The 16,395-nt window shown below is 43.8% G+C and carries 24 protein-coding genes; 5 read left to right on the forward strand and 19 right to left on the reverse strand.

Going from position 1 to position 16,395, the window contains the following annotated elements; all coding sequences use genetic code 11:
• Positions 1–92 precede the first annotated feature (92 nt).
• On the reverse strand, positions 93–1,238 hold the full coding sequence (locus tag ACDZ28_RS32575; protein WP_375103745.1) for a cysteine desulfurase family protein: 1,146 nt from the start codon (positions 1,236–1,238) through the stop codon (positions 93–95).
• A gap of 204 nt (positions 1,239–1,442) precedes the next feature.
• Positions 1,443–1,892, reverse strand: a complete 450-nt coding sequence (locus tag ACDZ28_RS32580; RefSeq protein WP_375103746.1) for a DUF523 domain-containing protein — start codon at positions 1,890–1,892, stop codon at positions 1,443–1,445.
• 126 nt (positions 1,893–2,018) lie between these two features.
• Here ACDZ28_RS32580 and ACDZ28_RS32585 point away from each other — a divergent pair, with 126 nt between their 5' ends.
• A complete protein-coding gene (locus ACDZ28_RS32585; protein ID WP_375103747.1) occupies positions 2,019–2,687 on the forward strand; it encodes an SOS response-associated peptidase in 669 nt (222 codons plus the stop codon).
• 249 nt (positions 2,688–2,936) lie between these two features.
• Here ACDZ28_RS32585 and ACDZ28_RS32590 read toward each other — a convergent pair whose 3' ends face one another.
• The 3 genes from ACDZ28_RS32590 to ACDZ28_RS32600 all read right to left on the reverse strand — a co-directional run bounded on the left by ACDZ28_RS32590 (position 2,937) and on the right by ACDZ28_RS32600 (position 5,801).
• A complete protein-coding gene (locus ACDZ28_RS32590; RefSeq protein ID WP_375103748.1) occupies positions 2,937–4,034 on the reverse strand; it encodes a glycosyltransferase family 4 protein in 1,098 nt (365 codons plus the stop codon).
• Positions 4,035–4,060: 26 nt separating this feature from the next.
• Entirely contained in the window at positions 4,061–5,269 is a 1,209-nt protein-coding gene (locus ACDZ28_RS32595; RefSeq protein WP_375103749.1) for a glycosyltransferase family 2 protein, read from the reverse strand.
• Positions 5,270–5,426: 157 nt separating this feature from the next.
• Positions 5,427–5,801: a hypothetical protein gene (locus ACDZ28_RS32600; RefSeq protein ID WP_375103750.1), complete on the reverse strand. Its 375-nt coding sequence runs from the start codon at positions 5,799–5,801 to the stop codon at positions 5,427–5,429.
• A gap of 264 nt (positions 5,802–6,065) precedes the next feature.
• On the opposite strand from ACDZ28_RS32600, the gene ACDZ28_RS32605 reads away from it, so the two are divergent.
• The 3 genes from ACDZ28_RS32605 to ACDZ28_RS32615 all read left to right on the forward strand — a co-directional run bounded on the left by ACDZ28_RS32605 (position 6,066) and on the right by ACDZ28_RS32615 (position 8,257).
• Positions 6,066–6,431 (forward strand): hypothetical protein, encoded by a 366-nt coding sequence (locus ACDZ28_RS32605; RefSeq protein WP_042130447.1) that lies wholly within the window; start codon positions 6,066–6,068, stop codon positions 6,429–6,431.
• Positions 6,432–6,464: 33 nt separating this feature from the next.
• Positions 6,465–7,682 carry a sialidase family protein gene (locus ACDZ28_RS32610; protein WP_042130449.1) on the forward strand — a complete coding sequence of 406 codons (1,218 nt, stop codon included), beginning with the start codon at positions 6,465–6,467 and terminating at the stop codon, positions 7,680–7,682.
• 368 nt (positions 7,683–8,050) lie between these two features.
• Positions 8,051–8,257: a hypothetical protein gene (locus tag ACDZ28_RS32615; protein WP_375103751.1), complete on the forward strand. Its 207-nt coding sequence runs from the start codon at positions 8,051–8,053 to the stop codon at positions 8,255–8,257.
• 50 nt (positions 8,258–8,307) lie between these two features.
• Here ACDZ28_RS32615 and ACDZ28_RS32620 read toward each other — a convergent pair whose 3' ends face one another.
• Together ACDZ28_RS32620 and ACDZ28_RS32625 are read right to left on the reverse strand one after the other, a co-directional pair.
• A complete protein-coding gene (locus tag ACDZ28_RS32620; RefSeq protein ID WP_375103752.1) occupies positions 8,308–8,646 on the reverse strand; it encodes a YolD-like family protein in 339 nt (112 codons plus the stop codon).
• Between the two features lie 13 nt (positions 8,647–8,659).
• Complete coding sequence (locus tag ACDZ28_RS32625) at positions 8,660–8,968, reverse strand: hypothetical protein (protein WP_375103753.1); 309 nt, start codon at positions 8,966–8,968, stop codon at positions 8,660–8,662.
• Positions 8,969–9,116: 148 nt separating this feature from the next.
• On the opposite strand from ACDZ28_RS32625, the gene ACDZ28_RS32630 reads away from it, so the two are divergent.
• Complete coding sequence (locus ACDZ28_RS32630) at positions 9,117–9,422, forward strand: hypothetical protein (RefSeq protein ID WP_375103754.1); 306 nt, start codon at positions 9,117–9,119, stop codon at positions 9,420–9,422.
• Positions 9,423–9,457: 35 nt separating this feature from the next.
• Here ACDZ28_RS32630 and ACDZ28_RS32635 read toward each other — a convergent pair whose 3' ends face one another.
• From ACDZ28_RS32635 to ACDZ28_RS32690, 12 genes are all read right to left on the reverse strand, one after another.
• Entirely contained in the window at positions 9,458–9,676 is a 219-nt protein-coding gene (locus ACDZ28_RS32635) for a hypothetical protein (protein WP_375103755.1), read from the reverse strand.
• A gap of 25 nt (positions 9,677–9,701) precedes the next feature.
• A complete protein-coding gene (locus ACDZ28_RS32640) occupies positions 9,702–10,559 on the reverse strand; it encodes a hypothetical protein (protein ID WP_375103756.1) in 858 nt (285 codons plus the stop codon).
• A gap of 112 nt (positions 10,560–10,671) precedes the next feature.
• Positions 10,672–11,382: an N-acetylmuramoyl-L-alanine amidase gene (locus tag ACDZ28_RS32645; RefSeq protein WP_375103757.1), complete on the reverse strand. Its 711-nt coding sequence runs from the start codon at positions 11,380–11,382 to the stop codon at positions 10,672–10,674.
• Entirely contained in the window at positions 11,382–11,648 is a 267-nt protein-coding gene (locus ACDZ28_RS32650) for a phage holin family protein (protein ID WP_375103758.1), read from the reverse strand. The genes ACDZ28_RS32645 and ACDZ28_RS32650 overlap by 1 nt, the downstream gene beginning before the upstream one ends.
• Before the next feature lie 23 nt (positions 11,649–11,671).
• Positions 11,672–11,866, reverse strand: coding sequence for a BhlA/UviB family holin-like peptide (locus ACDZ28_RS32655; RefSeq protein WP_375105463.1), 195 nt, complete (start codon positions 11,864–11,866; stop codon positions 11,672–11,674).
• Positions 11,867–11,948: 82 nt separating this feature from the next.
• Positions 11,949–12,080: an XkdX family protein gene (locus tag ACDZ28_RS32660; protein ID WP_375103759.1), complete on the reverse strand. Its 132-nt coding sequence runs from the start codon at positions 12,078–12,080 to the stop codon at positions 11,949–11,951.
• Complete coding sequence (locus ACDZ28_RS32665; RefSeq protein WP_375103760.1) at positions 12,081–12,566, reverse strand: XkdW family protein; 486 nt, start codon at positions 12,564–12,566, stop codon at positions 12,081–12,083.
• Positions 12,567–12,578: 12 nt separating this feature from the next.
• A complete protein-coding gene (locus ACDZ28_RS32670; RefSeq protein WP_375103761.1) occupies positions 12,579–13,799 on the reverse strand; it encodes a hypothetical protein in 1,221 nt (406 codons plus the stop codon).
• Between the two features lie 12 nt (positions 13,800–13,811).
• Positions 13,812–14,852, reverse strand: coding sequence for a hypothetical protein (locus ACDZ28_RS32675; RefSeq protein ID WP_375103762.1), 1,041 nt, complete (start codon positions 14,850–14,852; stop codon positions 13,812–13,814).
• Positions 14,853–14,867: 15 nt separating this feature from the next.
• Positions 14,868–15,587 (reverse strand): hypothetical protein, encoded by a 720-nt coding sequence (locus tag ACDZ28_RS32680; protein WP_375103763.1) that lies wholly within the window; start codon positions 15,585–15,587, stop codon positions 14,868–14,870.
• A complete protein-coding gene (locus ACDZ28_RS32685; RefSeq protein WP_375103764.1) occupies positions 15,541–15,768 on the reverse strand; it encodes a hypothetical protein in 228 nt (75 codons plus the stop codon). The genes ACDZ28_RS32680 and ACDZ28_RS32685 overlap by 47 nt, the downstream gene beginning before the upstream one ends.
• A gap of 70 nt (positions 15,769–15,838) precedes the next feature.
• Positions 15,839–16,378: a hypothetical protein gene (locus tag ACDZ28_RS32690; protein ID WP_375103765.1), complete on the reverse strand. Its 540-nt coding sequence runs from the start codon at positions 16,376–16,378 to the stop codon at positions 15,839–15,841.
• Between the last annotated feature and the right edge of the window lie 17 nt (positions 16,379–16,395).

The raw sequence follows: 16,395 nt of genomic DNA on the forward strand, positions 1-16,395 counted from the left end.
CGTTCCCCTCACTTTGAGTGTAATTACGAGTTCTCAGAAAGCCAAAAGCCCGAATCGCCCCGATACAGATCGAAACCTAAAAGTAACTAGTCTCATTTACGTAGGCGTTTCAAAATGGTTTCAACTTTTTGAGCAACGTACTCGATTTCTTCAGTAGTATTACCCAAACCGATACTAAATCGAATCGCGGACTCTAAAATATTTTGGGGAAGTCCCATTGCTTTCAGAACATGAGATATTTCCAGTGATCCTGACGTGCAAGCCGAACCGCTCGCTGCTGCAACCCCCTCCATATCCAGGTTCATCAGCATAACATCTGTCCCAGCCCCTGGGAAGCTCAAGTTCAGTATACTAGGTAAAAAATGCTCAGAATTACCGTTAAGCGAGTAACTCTCCCGTCCAATCAGAGTATCCAGCGTCTCAAGTAGTGTATTGCGCAGGCGCTTCATATTTTGTTGACGTTCTGAGAGACCCGTAACCGCTATTTCAACGGCTTTGGCGAATCCAGCGGCTCCTGCTAGATTCTCTGTTCCGGCGCGTCTGCCACGCTCCTGAAGGCCTCCATGAAGCCTAGGATGTAGTGGTGCTCCGCTTCGAACGTAAAGACCCCCTATCCCTTGTGGGCCATTGATTTTGTGAGCTGTGAAGCTCATGTAATCTACGGGAAGTTCTCGGAGTTTAATTGGCAGTGCACCTAGAGCTTGTACAGCATCAACATGGAACAGAATGCCTCGTTCTCTAGCGAGCTGACCAATCTCTTGAATCGGTTGAACGGTGCCTACTTCATTATTGGCATACATTACGCTGATCAGCACCGTGTCTTCCTGCAATGCTGCCTCTATGTCTGCTACGGATACCCTGCCCGACGAATCCACAGGAAGATAGGTTACTTTGAAACCTTCCTTCTCTAGCTCTTCGCAGGTATGTAACACTGCATGATGTTCGATCTGGGTGGTGATAATATGTTTTCCTTTATGGGAAACTGCCGCTGCTGCTCCATAGAGCGCTAAATTGTCACTCTCTGTGCCGCCTCCAGTGAACACCCACTCTTCAGATGAACAGCCCAAAAAGGCGGCGATCGAATCGCGCGCCCCATTCAATATTCTTTTAGCTGAACGTCCGAACTGATGTACACTAGACGCATTTCCGTATTGTTCTGTCATTATATTCAACATGACCTTAGCCACCTCGGGATGAACCGGGGTTGATGCGGCGTGGTCCAAATAGATGGATTTCATAATCATTTCTCCGCTTCTAGAGTTTAGGAAACTAGTTATTCTAAAATATAAGTAGGTATATATTTCTCGCTTAAACGCTAACCGTCCTAAGAAGGACGCCGAAGGCGTTTATACTTGGAACTATTAAATTATACCGCGCGAGAAGTGAGTTTTCCACAAGCGAAAGAACACAATATTGTAATCATTTCCCTATGAAAGCTAGGATTATAATAACCAGTTCTCTTCAGAGGTTACCTCAATGCCATTTTTTCTAAGTAAAGCTGTAGTAACGCCATTTCCTGCAATTTTCTTCCCCTTGAATTCCCCGTTATAAATCATAGCGCTGCCGCAAGAAGGACTGTTTTCTTTGAGCACTACCATCGTAGCTGAGACCTCTTGAGCTTTTGCAAGCGTAATATAAGCACCCTTTAAATACATATCTGTAACATCTGTTCCTGAACGATCCACTACTTTAGCCGTCCCTGCCAGCACATCCTCGCCATTTCCACCAATGATTTCGGCTGGCTCCCTAGGCGTAGAGAATCCCCCAAGTAACTCCGGACACACCGCAATGGCTTTATCCTCATTCACAAGCTTCTGGATCATCTCGTCCAAACAATCCGTTCCATTATATCTTACCTTCATACCAGCTAGACAAGAGCTTACCAGAATCACCAATGAGCACCTCTTTCTTCATTCATTCCGCATCGTTTATAATTAAGAAATATTTCGAGCATAACATGCCGAATTTGAGCTGTAAACTGAGCGAACTTCTAATCTACTGAAAGGGGAGTGTAAATCATGTGCGGACGTTACACAATAACCGTTACCATGGAAGAACTGATGGTCAGATATTTTGCAAATGATTCAACCATTGTCCACTATGCCCCTAAATATAACGCTGCGCCCATGCAGCAAATTCCAGCAGTCATTAATACAGGCTCCAGCAACAAGTTAGGGGAGCTACGCTGGGGTCTGGTTCCTTCATGGGCCAAGGATGACAAAATCGGCAGTAAAATGATTAATGCCCGGGCAGAATCTCTGCTGGAAAAACCTTCTTTCAAGCGCTTAGTAAGCTCACGCCGCTGCATCATCCCGTCTGACGGCTTCTACGAATGGAAGGCGCAAGGCAGCAGTAAACAACCCATGCGGATTGTGATGCGTGATGGGGGTATTTTCTCCATGGCCGGATTGTATGATATTTGGATGGACCCGGAAGGGAATAAACTAAGTACCTGTACGATTATAACGACTACACCGAACGATCTAATGGCTGAAATCCACAACCGCATGCCGGTTATTTTGAAGCCTGAGGATGAGACAGAATGGCTGGATCGGGGCAATCAGGACATAACCTCTCTAATAAAGCTCCTGAAGCCTTATGATCAAAACCAAATGAGAGCCTACCCTGTTTCCACAGCTGTGGGAAATGTTCGGAATGATACAGAAGAATTAATTAAAGAGGCATAGAAAGGAGGTAGGCTTATCTATAAAGCACACTTTAAAAAGTGGATCGTAGCGATATTAGTGTTTCTGAGTTTATTCAAAATTTTGTTTTTTATATTAAAGGATGTCATCTTCTCTTATATCACTCTACCTGACCCTTATAACAATGTTATTCAGATGATAGGGATGGCTCTGACCCTCTTATTAGCACTGGTTCTGACCTCACTTTTAATCCATGAAAAACCGTCTTAACTCTGCGGGTTAACCGCAAAGTTAAGACCATCGACGCTCGATCTTTGACCGGCGTCTCATCAATTGATGAGACATCTTTAGAAATCTATCGGCGTACAGCTCGGAAGAAAGGTTTTTTCGGATATGCCATTCTCCATTCATCCTAATGCTGGTCCGAAGCGCTGAATCATGCATTAAGGATAGCGCCGCATTCACAGCTTCATCCAGTTGCCCTCTCGTATATATTTTTCCAGTGTGATTATTAATAACAAGTCTCCGAATGCCATCTGAATCCGTAGTAAGGACAGGACAACGACACAACATTGCCTCAGCCACCGCATACCCAAATCCCTCGAGAATAGAGGTGGAACAGAGCAGACCTCCCGAATCACCAATAATGCTCATATAATCTGCCATTAGCTCATGAGGGACATTGGAATGCGAGATCAAACGTGAAGAAATTCCGGTTTCCGCTACAAACTGTTCAAAGCTCTCTTTTTGCTCCGGATCAAACAACGTATCGTCCTGAAAAATCCATAAATAAAGCTCGGGATGGATCGCCAGCAGCCTCTGTCCAATTTGAAGAAATTCTCTCCAGTTCTTGTTCGTTTGAATTCGTCCCACCCAGCCGAGGATGGGAAAGCTTTTCGCTGGATAATTGGTATATCCAAATTCTTCGCAATCGATCGGATTATCAAAGCAATACTGCGGAATAGAGGGAAATCCACTTTTGAAAATCGTCTGCAAATGGGAGGTCTCTGGATAGAGCAGTGCATCGGTTAGCTTGTGAATCCGTTCATTAAAATTACTAATGACCTGCTCCGCTTCATCTAAAGTTCCTAATCCTTGCACCTCAAAAACAAGCGGTCCCTTGTAACCAAACCCTCTGAACCTCTCTGCTAAGTAAATATCCGTACACACTACAATCAAATCAAAGGCTTCCCGAGTGAGCAATTCCCTGATCTCGTCATCACTATTCGTAATATAGGTTTGAATGTTCGGGATATTTTGCTGTCCTTTTCCAGGGTGCGTGTACAGCAAATGGCACTCTACACCGCGATCACGCAACGCTTGGCAGCGCACTCGATTCAGGGTTTGCATACCTCCACTCGGGTTGTAAAAGGTGAACAAAACTTTCATTACGATCACTCATTCGCATATTATTTTTAGGAAAAATATATCTTCAACAAATCATACAAATCTGTGCTTCGAAACAGCTCGTTATAGTAGTGAGTTTTGGTCGATGGGACATGTCTGTGCCGAAATCCAATCAAGCTGTGATCATCCGTATAATAATTGGAGATCGCTTCCCCACCGGTAGTAATCAAAGCCTCCAGCATGTATTCAATATCGAGTGCTCCTATGAAAATTTTGGGACCTAAAACTATCGTGTAGGGAGTGGACATGTGCTCAAGTGCTCCACAAATCGCGTGCGACTCCACAACTTCTGGCATCCAAACGAACTCGGTTGCAGGATGAGGAATTGAACCCAGAAGAACAGATGGTTGACGCGTAGGCGATAAATCCAGCACCCGACACTCATAATTGCTGTACGTCTGTTCATACAGATTCTCTATCCTCGCTATTTCCTCCGCACCAGCATTTACCACAGGAAATAAAACGGTAATCATAGGAGGAATCCCTCTGCGGAATCGCGCCTGATGGCGAGTTAAATGATACGTATATCTCCATCTGCGATGATTTTCAATGGAATGTAACTGTGCGGATACACTAAAGGTTGAATCCACACGATAATTTACAAGCTCCACGGGTATAAAGCGAATATCACAATGTTCAGCCAGTCTCAGCCAGTAATCATAATCCTCCACAGGCTCCATTCCGTACCCTCCAACAAGCTTTGCAACCTGCGATTTGTACATGAAAGAAACGCCTATTAGCGAATAATCCAGCAATCTCTCTTTGGGCTGTGACTGATAATTTCGTTGAGTAGCCAGTTGGTGTTCGTTATGAAGTTGGTTTCCCTCGTTATCTATACTTTGAAAAGAACTGTACACGATCCCTAGCGCCTGCGGCCCCTTCACTAGTGCACCTCGAAGGATCTCGAGGAAGCGGGGTTCATAAACATTATCACTGGAGACCCAGCTCAAATACTGAATATTGGGTTCGTTAAACAAAAGATCAAAGCCCGTATTCAGCGCATGTGCGATCCCCCTATTCGGCACATAAGAGATAACAGCTACCCTTGGATCCTCCGCTATGATGGACTGCACAAGCGGTTCCATTTCCGGCGCTCCATCAATCACAATGATCAGTCGGAATTCGGTGAAGGTTTGGCGCAGAACAGACTCCAGAGCTTGCCGGAGAAATTCCGGCTTTTGGGTATACAAAGGCATAACTACCCCTACATCCACCATGATTTTTACCTCTCTCTACATTGGAGTATAAGATTAGTATATTTAAATTCCACATTAGTGCCTGTGCGAATGCCCTGAGAGGATTTATTGCGCCTAAAAAAGCAGCAATCGCCCTAGTGCTTTTGGCGACTGCTGCTTGATTGCCCTGAAAATTCTGTTAAACAGGTATAGAAAGTGCGGTAATCTCCGTTAATTCAGATTGAAGTACTCTCTGATCCGTAACAAGATTTCCAAACTCATCCAATCCGTACGTAGAGCATACTACATTTGCTAATGGATAAGGGGTACTTAACTGAACCTCGTAAGACACATTCCCCGCAATGAAGAACTCTCTAATATCGGAACTCATTGCTGGAACATAATAACCTGTGACATAAAGCGGAGTAAGTGCAAGCGTTGAATACGGAACCCCGAAGACTTCAACGATCACCATTGCGTTTGCATTACTAGTATTACGAACACTAACAGCTACATTACTCGCCGCTGTTCCAGTTGCTCTTGTGTTGGTAATAAGACCGGTAGTAAAAGGCATTTCCATCACTCCTTCCCTCATTTTCTATCAATATACTCAGGAGTCATTTGGAAGTTGTGAGACAGGAGGTCGGGGAGATTCATGGAATAATCGCCAAATAGACATGCACACAGTTCTTTTTATTCATTTATCATAAAAGAGTTTTTCCCCTTCAATACTACTTCTCATATCTCCAATTTCCGCAATTTTTCTGATGCCCTTGTCCAAGCACAATGCACCTCAATTCATATATATATAGCAAACTAATATAAGAGGGTGAAGCTCATGGCAAGCACAACAGGTATAATTACGAACACAGGTACTATCCCAGCAACCAACGTGATCATCAACATCGACAATGACAACCTTAGTTTTTCTTCTAACGTGGTCTATCACATTTACGTATGGAATACTCTTGTTAGTAAGGCTTTAGTCTACTCCAGCTCATTGAATATTAATGCTAACACCAGCCAGTTTCTCGGTTTTAATATCGCAGGCAATTCAGCATATGAAGTACAATTTCTCGTAACTGGAAACGCACCGGCAGACACGATTATTACAGTATTCGGAACGGATTCGTCAGGAAACGTCATCCCTCATCAAAGAGTGCTGCAATCCGAACTTACTTTCATAGCTCAGCTGAACCCGTAAGTGCCGAAAACTCTATGACGAAAGGAGCTTTGTATGGTTAATATTCAACTTTCGCCGAGCACAAGCACTCAATTCGAGCCCACCATCGCGGTAAATTGGCTTAATCCTTCGGTTATGGTCGCCGTAGCTGTAGATCTTCGAACAGGCCCTCCCAATATAGGTTTGTACAAATCTATTGACGCAGGTGCCACTTGGACAACAACGTTATTACCGTTACCCACAGGGTTTGCAGGCATCGAAGCACCACATATTGATTATATTTTTCCGACCACGTTCGTAGTATTGGCTCATGCCTTCGATTCTGACGGTCTCAGCGGGTCGATCGTTTCCTATACCTCTGTCGACAACGCATCTTCATTCGGACCGCCAGTCATCGTAAATCAAGGGTTTGGACAGTTTGTGAATGATGACCAGGTGGTCGTTGTCACCGACAAGGCTGGATCAAGTCCCTTTTTTGGCAATGTATATACTGGTTATACGCATGATTACAACACGCAATTCATACCAGGAAATACGATATTCTTCAATCGTTCCCTAGATAGCGGTAATACCTATTCCAGTCCCAGCCTGCTGTCTTCGATCGAAGAATTTGAAGAATTCCCCGGTATAGCCATTACATTAAATGGGATTGTTGTTGTGGGATGGATCAATCAGCCTCCTGGTAATACCGATCTTAAAATTACCACATCTCCAGACGGCGGGGTCACCTTCACCCCTGAAACCAGGGTCGCCAGCGTTGTAGTCCCACCAGATCCATTGCCGGGATATACATTTAGATGCTTGACATACCCTTCCCTCGCAGCAGATATTTCTAATGCACCGACGACGCGAGGGAATGTCTATGCTGTGTGGCAAGATTTTCGAGAAGGCTATTCCGATATATTTATTGCTACTTCCACTAATTTCGGTGTGGATTGGGGTGCACCCATATCCATTACGGGTAGTCCAGTAGGCTCCCAAAACTTTTTCCCAGCCATCACAGTGTCCCCAGCGGATGGTGCAATATTCGTTAACTATTACACGAATCGAGTTAATCCTCTCAACCTTGATGTTTATCTAGCTACATCTAGAGATGGCGGTATGACGTTTATAAACACCCGTATAACGACAACTTCCTTTGACGTCACCGGCATTCCCCTAATTGGGGACTACATCGGCAATGCCATCGTCCCCCAAACAGGCCGTCTAGTGAGTGTATGGACGGACACGCGGACTGGTACAGAGAACATCTGGTTCGGTGATAATCAATAAGCTATGAATAAACCTGTGATGATTAATTAGAAGAGTGTTAAATTAGTACATCCACCTACAATAAAGGATGCCCAACCAATATGGGGCATCCTTTATTTGTGATTTTTCATGTAATTTTTTCATTTAAAAAGCCCCCAAAAGGGGGCTTAGACTTTGATAAACCAAGATTTTAAGTTTTTGTTCTACATACAGTAACTAGATATAGAACATCTATCTAACTACATCTACAAGGATGTATCAGAAGTTAGCTAAAGCCGCATAGGGATTAGGAATATCACTTTTTATACCGAGTTGTATCTACACTAAAAAACACTCATCTATAAGGCGATCTGTGGGCAAAGTGTGGGTACTTAAAAAGGAGAATCCCTATGAATTTTGGTGAAATTACTATTGGCATACGCGTCCGTATCACAAAAGGTTTCCACACCGGCAGGATTGGCATCGTGTTAGTGAAAGGAACACAAACAGTCCTGCTCGATATTGATGAACCCTTACTTATCAATGAACCACTGGAACATTTAGAACCTGCACCAGAGGATCCACTACCACCAGGATGGGAAGAATTCGAAATCTAAATACACAAAAGCCCTGCTACCGTAATGGCAAGCAGGGCTGCTTCTCTATGCTATGTAGTTGCCGCTATGATCTCGGACATTTCGATCCAGTCCCAATCCTCTTCAGACCAGCGCAATTTAATTCGCTTCAGCTCCCGGTCCACCTTCATAACAATCCCTTTTGCTATCCTTTCATTAAAAGGATCAAAAAGCTTTAGCGTCACAGGTGCATGGTCTTCCATGGAATGATACAACGCCAGGTCAATCAGCTCCCATTCTTGGGAATCTATCTCCGGCTTTTCTCTACGTAGTTGTTCATACTCATCACGAAGGATCCGTACTTTATGTTCTGGTAACATCATACGGCTACTCTCCCACAAACCATTACCTTCAAGCTTTTTACGTTCCACATTTCATCGCCTCCTAGTACTTAGTCCAGTATTCGATATTGCTACCATTCATGCCCCACTGTATATCCTGCGGTACTGACTCATGCCTTTTAAACCGTGGGTCAGGGCGTTCCCATCCCTCTATTATGATCGCTGTCTCAGGCGGTGTGTTTGGATTCCACTCGATGTAATTTTCCTCAACCAGTTCCCGTAAAGCTGCTTTTATAGGGACTGGCATACGTCCACTTAGCCGTTCTAACTCCGGTAAACTTGGCATATGAGCGTGATGATTTGCTGAATGGGTCATGATCATTAATAATTTACGTGCAGTATCGCTAAGCATATTCATCCTCCAAAAAACAAGAACATTTGTTTGTATTATTACATGTGAAGAAATTAATATCAATGTGAATTTTTTACACAAAAACAAAACATTTTCTCTTATTAAATCTCGATGTATAATCTATTTAATTATTGGAAGGGGGATTGAAATGGATACAACGCAAAAAGCGCTCAAGGGTGTGTTCGCTCCTATCGGATATTGGGAAGGCGGAGATGGTACACTTAAAGAAATATCTGAGATGGACGTTTCTTATAAAAGAAATGTAGTTTACCACCTAAAAAATTCTTTACATCAACTTGATCATTTCAAACAATGTGGGGGATTCGGCAACGGTCCTCAAATTTACGAGTTTGGGGGCAAATACTCTAGGGATGTAGCTGATAAATTTATAGAGTTAGGAGAAGAAGTGGAAGAAATAAGTAGCGATAAGTTTTCAGTCCTTAGAGGGTATTAAAAGACAAGAAAACCCGTCGGACATTAGCTGACGGGTTATTTTATGTATGCTCTATATTCGAAACGATTTCGAACGAACCTAGCACCGTTAATCTTGATCGACTCCGGTGTGTATCCCTCTACTACACCTCCATAATCCATGAGGTGGCCGATAGGGTCTGGAGATTCCCGGTACCAGACGGATACCTGAGATCGTGCTAAGGCAGCCGCCAAAAAGTCAGTATCGGTACTCAGAACTCTGTATATAATATTCATAAATTAAATCCCTCCGATAACGCTACTAAGAGGTGGCTTTTTTCTTATTACTTTCTTTTCTTAAACGTTCTTTTTCAATCATTTCTTCAAACATTTTATCCGTTTCACTATCATTATCTAACAAAATCAACTTTTTAACTGTATCGGGAATTTTCCCTTCATAATAACTATTAGCTAAATCTAATCTAAGTTCTCTAATTGATTCCTGGACGTAACTCATGGTCTCTTTAAAATTTGGGGGAAGTATCACTTTATCTCCAAAAATTATAATAAGAGCTTGAAGCATCCGGTAACCACTCATTATAAATGATGGCGCAGCTAGATAGATTATTTCTTTATCAGCCTGGTACCTAAACTTAATACTTCCCTCAGCAACCTCTATTTTCCCAATCATCGTCTCAAGATTAGCATGTGCTCCATAATAATTTGCGGTATCGTACGTCATGAGTAACGCTCTTAAAAACTTATAGTTATCATTTTTGTAAGAGTTAGGTATCTGGAATTGTCCAGAAAATTTCGATCTAGCTTCAGGGTCATTTCTTTGTTTTAGCCAGTACGATGCCCGTTCTTTTGAATTAATAATTTTTGCGGCATAACACGTGAATTCAATCGCTCTTCTAATTTCACTATATCCAGTGTCAATATGACCTGCCATAACCATGTTTAATGAACTAATCCATGATGAATGGACTCCAAACCCTAGCATACCCACAGTGATTTGAGAGTCATCCTCAGAATTAAAAATACTATCATTTAGTAAGATTGAAATTGCAAGATGAATAGCCTCGGCTGCGTTGCTTTCTTTTGGAAAACATTCTTTATATTCCTTTAGATTTTCAGGTATCAAAGAAGCAAAATGCTGCAGACTCTTGAATATTTCCAATACATTACCTCCTTCAGTTGAATCTATTTTACCGGATTTTGGAATGATCTGTAAACGACAAAAAAAGCCCACCAGCCGAAGCCAGCGGGCATATTTCCAAGCGTTTTAGAATTTACTTTGTGATTATAACCGTCTTAGTGTATGCATCATATATGACTGTAGCACCTAGCGCCTCCGCTACAGCTCGTGCAGGAGTAAAGGTTGTACCATTATCGAGCACTCCATCAGCTACCTTTTTGCCGTTAACATTCACGCTTACCTTTACTTCTTTGTTCATAACATTCTCCACCTTCTTAGTTTTAATTTCAGTATATAGGCGGCTCCAAGGGAATTTTGGTCCTGGGCAAAATGGTTTCCGTACAGGATCAATTTGAAAATGACCTATCACATGTTTCTCATCCAGAATGATAGCTTTACCATAGAGCCTTTTCACTTCGTCACTAATATATTTATGAAGCCACACAGAGGCAGCAAACTGTGCCTCTGTCAAACTACCATCCATGCCCTCATGCTCGATACTGATAGTATATTTATTAGGATTCGTCGGCGCTTGTTCCTTAACGATTGCCGCCTTAGCTTTGGGAATAGAATCGACTGTAATTCCATTACACCAAGCCATTTTCGTGATATCAACATATTGGTGAATCTCTCCCGATTTAGAAACGCCAAAGTGAGCGCTACTAACCAAATTACCAGAAGATTGAAACCAACTATCCATAGAGCTCATCGTCCCGCCACTTATATGATTTACAATAGCAATCGGAATATGACCACCTCGACCGCTACAATTTGTGTACTTATTTCCCTTCTGAATAATTTGCATTACTCATCAACCCCCTTCTTTGCCTGCTTAAGTAACTGATTACCGTAGACAGCTACAGCACCGCACAAGATGCCTTGTACAAAACTATCAACGTTAAATCCAAGAATGAGGCATACAACAATAATCGCTGCCAACGTAACCAGATAAATGATTGTCCAGTCCGGCACTCGCGGCGTTCGCTTAAGCATATACCCGAAGATCCAGCAGACCGCCACGACGATTAATAACTCCGGTCTAATAAAATTTGCAATTGCAGTCCATTCCATATCAATTCATCCTCTCAATATTATTAGTTTCTGTGTGGAAATCTCTCTTTCATCTCGCGCAACTCAACGATAATGACATCATATTTTTCTGAAAACTTCTCTAGTAGATCCTGCAATCGTCCCTCCCTCTCTTTATTCGCGCGCATTACGTAGATCAGCAGCCAAACGAATAACACCGCGAATGGTCCTTGCGTTAAAAAATATTTAAGTACATCCATTTCTGTCACGATTGCCCCTCCCCCCATCTATCTCCCCAAAATGAAAGCCCCCGGAGATCCGAGGGCAAAATAAAAACGCCTACTATATGGCGCTATCTGTAATCTCTGTGGCCTGTTCAGCCGTTATCTTTTTGGCGGTAACAAATACCTGTACCTGTTCTCCTGTATACAACCCTGCGTCAAAGTATCGCTTAATCAGTGCGTACCAGTTCATTTACAGTACACCTCCTTCCACGAGGCTCAGGAGTAAGGCTGCCTGATCTTGTTCAGCTTGATCTTGCCTAGCCTGCGTCTGAACAAGCTCCAGTAATAAAGCAGCGTTATCGGCTCGGAGTTGCTCGGTCTCCGTCAGCTCTGGTGGTTTATTAGCCTCGGCTTCCAGATATGCCGCCCATGCCGCCTGCAACTCTTCTTCTGTCGGCTGTGGTTTGTCTAGGTTCCAAACAGCGATAAACTGCCCACGCTCTACAATATCGTAGTCAACGCCCTCTTCTAGTCGATTAAAGTCCACTACATAACGATAGTGTACGTCCTCTACAGGATGCTCGTCCTCTTCGGGTGGCTTGATCTCATACCTGACCTTACCCTTCTCTTCCGCCCCTTCCCGCAGGACAGGTTCCGGGCCATTGTCCTGCACGGTAAAATCCCGCATTGGGTCAGCGTTCGGGTAAAGATTCATGATTGCTAGTGCTATATTCATATTTAGCCCTCCTTATGCCACTCTTATTAAAGATATATGTGTGTATGGATCACCGGAAGATACTGAAACATTTTGCGTAGGGATTAGATATATTTCTACGTACTCTCCCGCGCTAAGGCGGAGAAGTGAGGAACTACCCAGAGATAATCCAAGCTGACTGGCATCGCTTGTTTGTTCTATTAAAATGGCGTTCAGGTTTCCGTTTACAAAAGCACCTATAGCAGCTCTCCCCACGCCCGTGTTAGATATTGCCACCCTGACATTCAATAAATATACTCCTGTTTCTGGGGCTACCATTCTGTTATTTACTGTGCTTGCAACATTTTTGGTGTTATATAGAGCTGAGTTCAAAAGCAACTTATTCCAAGTGCCAGCACTTGCGGACTGATCCACTGTGCGACCCATCTCAGCCATTGGACGGGATTCTGCTGTATTATCTCCCCATGGGTTAAGAACACCCCCGGATACGATAGCACCAGAAGCGATAACATTTCCAGCTGTGGAGCTTGCTTGTGATCCTGCCCAATTTATTTGCGCTCCGAGTTGAGCATAGTAGTTCGCGCCGTTACCTGTTCCGGTGAAGTTTTCTGCGTAACATTCAGAAGCATTAACCGCGTCTATAACGCGCATTTTGTTAGAAATTACACAAGATGCAAGGCGAGCTTTGGCTAAATTAAGTGAGATTCCTGGCATTGTTGACGCACTCGCTGTGGCGGTCACTTGATTTATAACGGCACCGATTGATGAAACGATGGTAACTGCTGCTGCTGTTATTGTAGTACAAGTAAAACTGTCCACCGTCATAATAATTGAGCAACCAACTATTTCAATACTTTGTACAAAAGTAGTAGTCGGCGCAATCCCTACAACGCCTATACTGCCTTTTCCCGAATAACCGCTTAAATTTATTTTTTCCACGTATGTCCCCGCGGCAACATTAACAAGAATAATATGATTAACAATTCGCGGAATCATGCTAATTGCCTTGTTAATTGTCTTAAACGCGCCGCCCGCAGTGTTGCTCAGTCCTGTATTACTATCACTACCATCTGTACGGACATAGTAAGTGATGTCTGCGGATGTGGCTGTAACTAGAGGCGTATTACCACCAGACTCATTACCGATGAACAACTCCTTTGTGTCCGTACAATATCCTGGCTCAGCTACTGATAATGCCCCCAACGTTGCGAGCTGCGCTTTGGTTCCGCGTCTTAACTGTATCTTATTTGCCATCGTGATCCTCCTTTAAAATGTACCGCCATCAATGATGTCAGATGCTTTTAGATAGCCTTGAGCCTGCACGAAAGCCGTTGTCGCTATCTGAGTATTGTTCGTTGCTATAGCAGCAGTTGGTGCTGTTGGTGTGCCAGTCAATACCGGAGAAGCTAACGGAGCTTTTAACGCATCAGCTGAAGCTAATGCAGCTCTTACAGCTTCGACAAATGCAGTTGTTGCTAGTTGTGTCGAGTTAGTACCAGCAGCTGCTGTAGGTCCGGTAGGTGTGCCAGTAAGTGCGGGGCTTGCGAACATTGTAGCCTTACTCTCATTGGTTACGTTGCCTAGCCCTACGTCCGCAGCAGCCAGCGTTACAGCCCCTGTCTTACCTGCCACACTGGACACCGCTGCTGTCGGAGTAAGAATTTCCTGCCAGTTAGCAAGAGTCGAAGCTCCAGAAACGCGTAAAATGAAAGTCTTATTAAGGTCCGTCCGAACAGCGATGTCACCCACCTCAGCTGTTAATGCAAGCATCGCAGCTTGCGAGGCAACCGGGAATGTATCCGTTATAGCAAGTGCTGGCAATAGATTAGGATTGATTTTCCCGTCAGACTCAACTCCAACTACGTTTCCTACCGCAACACCTACATTTTTAGAGGCTGCCGTTCCTGCGTCCGATATCTTTGATAGTGTAAGATTCGGAATGTCTGCGGCTGTGATCATCGTAGCAGAGGTAATCCGTCCCTTGGCATCTACCGTAAATTTAGTAAATGTCCCAGCTGCGACTCCAGTATTTGCAAGAACCAGTGTAATAGATGCGTTTGCCGATCCATCAAAACCGCCGCTCGTGCCAGTACCGTCTCCTGTAATTGCAATTGTGCGCGGCGTTTTAAGCTTAGTCGCTGTCTCTGCATTAGCCTGGTCTGGATTGATCACAACATTATTTCCCTGACCATCACCAATAAGGAGTTTTCCAGTATCAACCACGAAACCCGGTTCTCCTTCTTGTAAATTCAATCCGGCAAGATTGGATGCTGGCCCCCGTCTGATCTTAATTGTCGTTACTGCCATAGATTATTTCCCCCTTTATATTGTTCCGCCGTCAATAGTAGGACCCGTAGGATTTCCTAAGAACGCCCCTCCATCAATCGGCATGTACCCCAAAAAATCCTCTAATGCCGTCACTTTCGCCTTTAAATTAACCAGGTCAGGAATTGGATCTGAACCATCCCCGTTATGACTGCTACCGTGCGCACCTGGAGTGGCAGTGCCCGTAGCCGTTACCGTCAAAGTCTTGGTTGTTGGGTTATTCGTGACGGTGATCCCTGTTCCGCCAGTTACCGTGATCGTGTCTGATTTTGCACCAGCAGGGATGTTGTTTACCTGGGCAAACGCGTTTTGGTTAACCTCAGCCCCTGTAGCAACTCCGGCCAACTTGGTCTTCTCAGCTGCTGTTGTATGCAGATTTCCATTGTCTACGTGTGACTTTGTCGCTTCTAGCGTAATTGCAGGGGCAGTCAAGGCGCTAGACTTACCCGTAATACCTTTGATAAGCGTAAAAAGGCTGGACAGTAATGCGGTTAGCGTTCCGGTAAAACTAGGGGTAACCACCGTATCAGTAGCAGTTCTGTTACCTATAACGGTATCTGTTGCTGACCCAGCTGTACCGGCTCCGCTAGCGATGCCATTCAGTTTTGTACGGTCCGCGTCGATGTCGGCCTGTACCTTATCAAAACCAATATTGATATTTTCAAAATCTTCACTGATCTTTCGGCTTCCGATCAGGTTCGCGAACCGATTCGCCATGTGCTTTCACTTCCTTTCTCAAGGCTTGCAGCCGATCCTCAATCGCCTTTCCGACCCCAATCAAGATATCTTCTTCGTGATTGGGTTGGTAAGGAATCAGTGCCATCATAACAGCGCATATCTCCGCTACCGGATCGAGGGGATTAAGCTCAACGAATACTTTAGGTTGGATAATTGCCAAGGGTATAGCCTCCTTTCCCGCAACACAAAAAGCCCCGCCAGCTTAGGCGAGACTCTGTACAAGACATATGTTATTTTTCTAGCGCTTTTACTTGAGCTTGTAGAGCGGCAATTTCAACATTAGCAGCATCGATCTTTGCTTGTGTTTCGTTAATCCGTTTCTGCAAATTATCAATTGTAAACTGGAATATCTCTTTACTACCTTCCGATGTAACTGAATCTTTATTCTTTTGATTCTCTTCTATGAGCACTTTATCGCTAGAAATGGAAGCTTCATAGGCTTGAATCTGTTTTATTAATAGATCAATTTTAATATTTAATCGACTAACTTCAACTTCCTTATTATCGCTTGCTACCTGAGAGTCTTCTGTAGACATGATAATCTTTTTTCCCTCCACGGAAAGCCCTGCGCCAGTTGCCTCTGCTACCGCACGCACTGGAGCGTAGGCAGAACCATCAATGATAATAGCATCAGATACTTTTTTACCGCTTTTCTCAATCGTATATAAACCCTGAACCTTTTTCCCGATAAGGCTAGCTGAATCAGCGAAGACCGAAGCACCAGCAAATAGAAGAACACCTACGATTAAACCAGAAACGAATTTTTTCAAGTTGAACACTCCCTTGG

The sequence above is a fragment of the Paenibacillus sp. RS8 genome (genome assembly GCF_041956825.1).
Lineage (GTDB): Bacteria > Bacillota > Bacilli > Paenibacillales > Paenibacillaceae > Paenibacillus_AQ.